The organism is Kiloniella antarctica, from assembly GCF_042682825.1.
GTDB classification, from domain to species: domain Bacteria; phylum Pseudomonadota; class Alphaproteobacteria; order Kiloniellales; family Kiloniellaceae; genus Kiloniella; species Kiloniella antarctica.
Genome location: NZ_JBHUII010000011.1, coordinates 341,429 through 347,902 on the forward strand (window position 1 = coordinate 341,429; position 6,474 = coordinate 347,902).

The 6,474-nt window shown below is 42.4% G+C and carries 6 protein-coding genes; 4 read left to right on the forward strand and 2 right to left on the reverse strand.

What is annotated here, in order from left to right; genetic code table 11:
- Positions 1 to 98: 98 nt before the first annotated feature.
- Positions 99 to 500, reverse strand: coding sequence for a phosphoribosyl-AMP cyclohydrolase (gene hisI / locus ACFSKO_RS17625; RefSeq protein WP_380254071.1), 402 nt, complete (start codon positions 498 to 500; stop codon positions 99 to 101).
- An 11-nt stretch (positions 501 to 511) separates the two neighbouring features.
- Positions 512 to 1,696, reverse strand: a complete 1,185-nt coding sequence (gene metC / locus ACFSKO_RS17630) for a cystathionine beta-lyase (protein WP_380254073.1) — start codon at positions 1,694 to 1,696, stop codon at positions 512 to 514.
- A 520-nt stretch (positions 1,697 to 2,216) separates the two neighbouring features.
- On the opposite strand from metC, the gene ACFSKO_RS17635 reads away from it, so the two are divergent.
- The 4 genes from ACFSKO_RS17635 (at position 2,217) to ACFSKO_RS17650 (ending at position 6,441) form a co-directional block, all read left to right on the forward strand.
- Positions 2,217 to 3,227 (forward strand): amino acid ABC transporter substrate-binding protein, encoded by a 1,011-nt coding sequence (locus ACFSKO_RS17635; RefSeq protein WP_380254075.1) that lies wholly within the window; start codon positions 2,217 to 2,219, stop codon positions 3,225 to 3,227.
- A gap of 110 nt (positions 3,228 to 3,337) precedes the next feature.
- A complete protein-coding gene (locus ACFSKO_RS17640) occupies positions 3,338 to 4,534 on the forward strand; it encodes an amino acid ABC transporter permease (RefSeq protein WP_380254077.1) in 1,197 nt (398 codons plus the stop codon).
- 9 nt (positions 4,535 to 4,543) lie between these two features.
- Positions 4,544 to 5,653 carry an amino acid ABC transporter permease gene (locus ACFSKO_RS17645; RefSeq protein ID WP_380254079.1) on the forward strand — a complete coding sequence of 370 codons (1,110 nt, stop codon included), beginning with the start codon at positions 4,544 to 4,546 and terminating at the stop codon, positions 5,651 to 5,653.
- 14 nt (positions 5,654 to 5,667) lie between these two features.
- Positions 5,668 to 6,441, forward strand: coding sequence for an amino acid ABC transporter ATP-binding protein (locus tag ACFSKO_RS17650; protein ID WP_380254081.1), 774 nt, complete (start codon positions 5,668 to 5,670; stop codon positions 6,439 to 6,441).
- Positions 6,442 to 6,474 lie beyond the last annotated feature (33 nt).

The window sequence follows — 6,474 nt, forward strand, 5'->3', positions numbered from 1 at the left end:
TTAGTTTTTTAAATAGAAAGATAGTTGATTTTAAATCATAAAAAACCTGCCAAGGTGTCACCCAAGGCAGGTTGAAGAGATAGATATCGTTCGTTTTGTTATGAATTGTAGAGTTCTGAAGGGTCTTTTTCGACCTTCATTGTTTCTTTTATCGTGCCATCATTTTGTACAGAACGATAAAAGCAACTTCTCCGCCCGGTGTGACAGGCCACTCCATGTTGTTTTACACGCAATAAAATGGTGTCACCATCACAATCGATAAGAAAGTCGACTAGTTCCTGGTGTTGTCCGGATGTTTCACCTTTTTTCCAAAGGCTTTTTCTAGAACGTGACCAATAACATACTCGACCACTTTTAAACGTTTCTCTGATGGATTCTTCGTTCATCCATGCCATCATAACGACATCGTTTTTGTCATTATCTTGGGCAATCGCAGGGATCAATCCCTGGCTATCAAACTTTATTGTTGAAAGTATCTGGGAAAGAGAATCTATGTTCATGACCAAGTCCTTTACCGCGAAGACATTCTTGCAAAACCAGCCTCAAGGTCTCGTATAAGATCATCAGGATCTTCAAGGCCGATATGAAGTCTTAGTAGAGGGCCTTCAGCGTCCCACTTTGTTGCCGTGCGAATTGAACTTGGATTACTTGGCAAGATTAAGCTTTCGTATCCACCCCAGCTGTATCCTATTCCATAGAGATCAAGGTCGTTTACCATCGCATTAATGGCGGCTTTTGGGGTTGGGTTTAATATGAAACTAAATAAACCTGTAGATCCAGTCATGTCGCGTTGCCAGATGTTGTGTCCGGGATCTTCTGGTAGGGCTGGGTGGAGAACACGGGAAACTTCTGAGCGTGTTTGTAACCATTTCGCGATTTGGATCGTACTTTGTTGATGTTGTTTAAGTCGAACAGCCATTGTTCTTAGACCGCGTTGAGCAAGGTATACGTCATCTGGACCAGAGCATTGACCTAGGTGAAACGTGGTTTCTTTTACCTTCTGATAATATTCTTCGGTTGTGATTATTAAACCGAGCATGGCATCAGAATGACCGACAACATATTTTGTGCCTGCATGTACGGATATATCGACCCCAAGGTCAAAAGACTTACAATAGAGAGCCGTTGCCCAGGTGTTATCCATTATTACAAGAGCACCTTTGTCGTGGGCTGCTTTTGAAATAGCTGGGATATCCTGCATTTCAAAAGTGTGCGAGCCGGGAGCTTCTGTAAAAATTAAACGGGTATTGGGTTGGATAAGGCCTTCGATATCGCTGCCGATTAAGGGGTCGTAATAGGTTGTTTCGACGCCCATGCGCGTTAGTACGTCATTACAGAATAGCCGGGTAGGCGCGTATACAGAGTCTGTGACCAGAATGTGATCACCCGATTCTACAAAACTCAGGATTGCCGTAGTAATGGCGCCCAGACCAGATGATACGCAAAATGCGCCAAAACCGCCCTCTAACTCGGCGGCAGCATTTTCTAAAGAGAAAATTGTAGGTGTTCCCTGACGTCCATAATTGATCGTGCCCTTATCAAATTTTACGGCTGCACGCGCTTCCATTTCTTCTACCGAATCGAAAAGGATCGTTGAAGCATGATAAACTGGCGGATTTACGACACCATGATTATCAGAAGGGTTTCTACCAAGCTGCGTGATTTTGGTATCTTGCGAAAAATCTCTCTTGGGCATGGACATCTCATTAGCAATACGTGAGTAGGAAAAGTAATGGCAGCATCTGCTTTGGAAATCACTTATGCAAGTAATAGTCGTTCAATAATATTTAAAAGTTATAGAATCGATAGCTATTAATAATCACATAGGTGAATAAGTCAGGATAAAATTCATCTAAATGGGGATTATGTTTGGGTAATAGCCATGGCGCGGTTACGACAATTTTTCTGAAAATCATAAAAATTAACCATTTTACATGAAAAATTTTGCTAATTATTTTAAAAAATAAAATAAAGTTCAAATTTTTAGAAACAGTATAAGCTATTGAAAATATTGAAAACATATTCTTTTGTCTCAAATTGTCTCCTGACAAAGTGAAAAATGCTGTTTTCCGATCCGCTTCTATAGGTTACTGGTAGTACATGTTTATTGCGTTGGTGAACAATATGTCTACCGATGAATTAAAAAATCGGGATGTCCTGTTTGCGACGTCTTAAACAAACAATAAACGTGTTAAACAGCAGGGAAGACACAAAAAATGAAATTCGGAAAAGTCCTTTTTGTGGCAGCAGCAGCTGCTACAGCTATGACCGCCGCAGCTCAGGCTGGCACTCTTGATGACGTTAAGGCACGCGGTGAGCTACAGTGTGGTGTTGCTACACCATTACCTGGTTTCGCCAATCCAAACGCAGATAACGTTTGGGAAGGCCTTGATGTAGACGTTTGTCGCGCAGTTGCAGCAGCGGTATTCGGCGATCCAATGAAAGTAAAGATTACACCGACGACTTCTAAAGAACGTTTTACTGTTCTTCAGTCTGGTGAAATCGATCTACTTGCTCGTAATACGACTTGGACTTTCTCTCGTGATGTGAACCTCGGCTTTGAATTTGTCGGTGTGAACTATTACGATGGTCAAGGCTTCCTCGTGAATAAAAGCCTCGGTGTTTCCAGTGCGACTGAACTAGACGGTGCTTCTGTTTGCGTTCAAACTGGTACAACTACTGAGTTGAACTTGGCTGATTATTTCCGTGCTCAAGGCATGAAATATGAAACTGTTCCGATTGCTACAGCTGAAGAAGGCGCGAAAGTATATGACGAAGGTCGTTGTGATGTTTACACAACTGATGCTTCAGGTCTTTACTCACTCCGTTCGACTCTCGCATCTCCAGCTGATCAGGTTGTTCTTCCAGAAATCATTTCTAAAGAGCCACTCGGTCCTCTCGTTCGTCACGGTGACCAACAGTGGGGCGATATCGCTCGTTGGACTCTTAACACGATGATTATTGCTGAAGAGCTTGGTGTTACTTCTGCTAACGTTGATGAAATGACTTCTTCTTCTAACCCTGAAATCCTTCGTCTTCTTGGTGTTGAAGGTAACATGGGTGAACAGCTTGGTCTTGATTCAAAATGGGCATACAACGTAATTAAAACCGTTGGTAACTATGGTGAGTCTTTCAAAACAAACCTAACTGACACTCTTAATATTGAGCGTGGTATTAACGCTCAGTGGAAAGATGGCGGTTTGCTTTACGCTCCTCCAATGCGCTAAGTCGAGCACATTAAAGCCTGATTAATCCTTCGTAGGGCTGCCTTATTGGTGGCCCTACCTTGGGTTAACAGGCTTTAATTTTAATAAAAATAAAAGCATTAGGAGGCAGTATGTCGGCTGAAACTGCACAAAATGCCCGTGGGTCGGGTGGAGCCTCGCTCTTAACGGATCAGCGGTTTAGATCGCTTTTCTTTCAGGCACTGGTAATTGGCCTGTTAGGCGCATTTATCGTATTCATCGTCTTCAACACAGCACAGAACATTGAAAAACGCGGTATCCAAACCGGATTTGATTTTCTAAGTGCCCCTGCTGGATACGATATCGCCATTTCCCCTTTTATGGAATATACAGCACAACACTCTCATGGTCGTGTGTTCCTTGTTGGTTTGTTTAATACGCTTATGGTTTCTGCGTTGGGAATCATCGCGGCAACTATTCTGGGTGTTTTCTTAGGCGTATTGCGTCTATCACCTAACTGGTTGGTGAGCAGAGTTGTTTATGGCTACGTCGAGATGACGCGTAACGTACCTTTGTTACTGCAAATTCTCTTATGGTATGCAATTTTCCTTGGATTACCTTCTGTTAAACAAAGTATGTCATTTTTTAATGACACCTTTTTTCTAAATCAACGTGGTTTGATCCTTCCTGAGCCTCTACCTGGTGATGGTTTTATGTGGGTTCCAATTGCATTGGTTATTGGCCTTGTCGCGAGTTTTGTATTTGCAAAATGGGCACGGAAAACACAAGAAGCCACAGGTAAAATCTATCCGGTTTTCTTGATCAATGTGGCAATGATTCTGGGCTTACCATTATTGGCATTTTCTGTAATGGGATTTCCTCTTGATTTTGCGTATGCAGAATTAAAAGGATTTAACTTTAAAGGCGGTGTAACGATTAAACCTGAGTTTACTGCTCTATGGTTTGCCTTAAGTCTATATACTGCGGCCTTTATTTCAGAAACAGTCCGTGCAGGTATTCAATCCGTTTCACATGGTCAAACCGAGGCTTCTGAAGCATTGGGGTTGCGTCCAAGTTGGACAATGCGACTGGTTGTTTTGCCTCAGGCTCTTCGGGTGATTATTCCTCCGATGACTAGTCAGTATCTGAATTTAACAAAAAACTCCTCTTTGGCTGTTGCTATTGGGTATCCAGATATTGTGCAATCCTTTGGCGGCGTAACGTTGAACCAGACAGGGCAGGCCATCGAAGTTATCTTTATAACGATGCTGGTTTATCTAACGATTAGTCTGGTTATTTCTTCATTCATGAACTGGTATAATAACCGTGTTCGCTTGGTTGAAAGATAGGAGGAGCAGATGAGTTTAACTGAACAAAAATATGCTCCCGGCGAGCATCCGGATCTTCCTCCTCCTTTGGGAGAGGCAGGATTAATAGCTTGGTTTAGAAAGAGATTATTTTCGAGTATCGGAAATACAATCCTAACTATTGTTACGGGTTATTTCTTATACCATGTTCTCTCGACTTCAATTTTTTGGACTTTAACTGGTGCGACTTTTGTCGGTGAAACCAAAGCTGACTGTACTTTAGGTGGTGCTTGTTGGCTTGTAATTGGTGATCGTTTTCATCAGTTTATGTACGGGCTTTATCCGAAAGAAGAGTATTGGCGAGCGAATATAACTTTCGTGCTTATGATCGTTGCCATTGCACCAGTACTATTCGACAAGCTTCCACATAGAGGATTGTTTCTTATATTCTCAATGCTATTTCCTTTCATTGCTTTTTTCCTTTTAAGCGGTGGATTAGGTATGGAAACAGTTGATAGTTCTGATTGGGGAGGCTTACTTCTTACATTGGTTCTCGGTGTTACAGGTATTGTTGCTTCTTTTCCTATCGGGATTGTTCTTGCTCTTGGTCGACGATCGAATATGCCAATTGTAAGGACACTCTGTGTATGCTTTATCGAATTCGTTCGTGGCGTACCATTGATCACAATTTTGTTCATGGCTTCGAATATGTTGCCTTTGTTCCTGCCAGACGGCGTGAACTTCGATAAACTACTTCGAGCCTTGATCGGTGTTGCTCTGTTTTCTTCTGCTTATATGGCAGAGGTTATTCGTGGTGGCCTTCAAGCCATTCCGAAAGGACAGTTCGAAGGTGCAGATGCGATGGGCCTTAGTTATTGGCAATCCATGCGTCTGATTATTCTTCCTCAGGCTTTACGCATTGTTATTCCTGGAATTGTGAACACTTTTATCGGTTTGTATAAAGATACGACACTTGTATCTATCATCGGTCTTTTCGATCTTATCGGAATTGGGCAGGTGGCCGTTGCAGACGTTAAATGGCGTGGTCTCGCACCTGAGACTTATGTGTTTATCGCTTTATTGTTCTTTATTTCATGTTTCTCGATGTCGCGTTACAGCCTATGGCTTGAGAATAAACTTCACACTGGTCATAAAAGATAAGGAGCCCTGGTATTATGAGTAATGCAAATACCAATACCTCGAAAAAGACCGATGAGGTGGCTATCCAGTTGAACGGTGTTCATAAATGGTATGGCCAGTTTCACGTTCTTAAAGATATTAATCTGAATGTTCAACGTGGTGAACGTATTGTTATCTGTGGCCCTTCGGGCTCAGGTAAATCTACTTTGATCCGTTGTATCAACCGTCTAGAGGAACACCAACAAGGTGATATCATTGTTGATAACATCGAGTTAACTGGTAACCTCAAGCATATTGATGCAATCCGTCGTGAAGTGGGAATGTGTTTTCAACATTTTAATCTCTTCCCGCATCTGACAGTTCTGGAAAACTGTACGCTTGCACCTATCTGGGTTCGCAAGATGCCGAAGAAAGAAGCTGAAGAAATCGCGATGGAGTATCTGGAACGTGTAAAAATTCCAGATCAAGCGCTTAAGTATCCTGGTCAGCTTTCCGGTGGTCAGCAGCAACGTGTGGCGATTGCTCGGTCACTTTGTATGAACCCACGTATTATGCTGTTTGATGAGCCTACTTCGGCTCTTGATCCTGAGATGATTGCGGAAGTTCTCGATACAATGATTGAACTTGCAGAAACAGGTATGACCATGCTTTGCGTAACCCACGAGATGGGTTTTGCACGGAAGGTTGCTGATAGAGTGATCTTTATGGATGGTGGTGAAATTATTGAAGAGAATGAACCAGAAGAGTTCTTCAATAACCCGCAGTCTGATCGTACGCAAAAATTCTTGAGCCAGATCCTGGCCCACTAATTTTAAGCACGCATGTTAAAAAAGCGGCTGCAC

Bases quoted from the DNA above. Each gene is read 5' to 3' on its own strand.
- hisI (WP_380254071.1), bottom strand. From the start codon at position 500: ATGAACATAGATTCTCTTTCCCAGATACTTTCAACAATAAAGTTTGAT.
- metC (WP_380254073.1), bottom strand. From the start codon at position 1,696: ATGCCCAAGAGAGATTTTTCGCAAGATACCAAAATCACGCAGCTTGGT.
- ACFSKO_RS17635 (WP_380254075.1), top strand. From the start codon at position 2,217: ATGAAATTCGGAAAAGTCCTTTTTGTGGCAGCAGCAGCTGCTACAGCT.
- ACFSKO_RS17640 (WP_380254077.1), top strand. From the start codon at position 3,338: ATGTCGGCTGAAACTGCACAAAATGCCCGTGGGTCGGGTGGAGCCTCG.
- ACFSKO_RS17645 (WP_380254079.1), top strand. From the start codon at position 4,544: ATGAGTTTAACTGAACAAAAATATGCTCCCGGCGAGCATCCGGATCTT.
- ACFSKO_RS17650 (WP_380254081.1), top strand. From the start codon at position 5,668: ATGAGTAATGCAAATACCAATACCTCGAAAAAGACCGATGAGGTGGCT.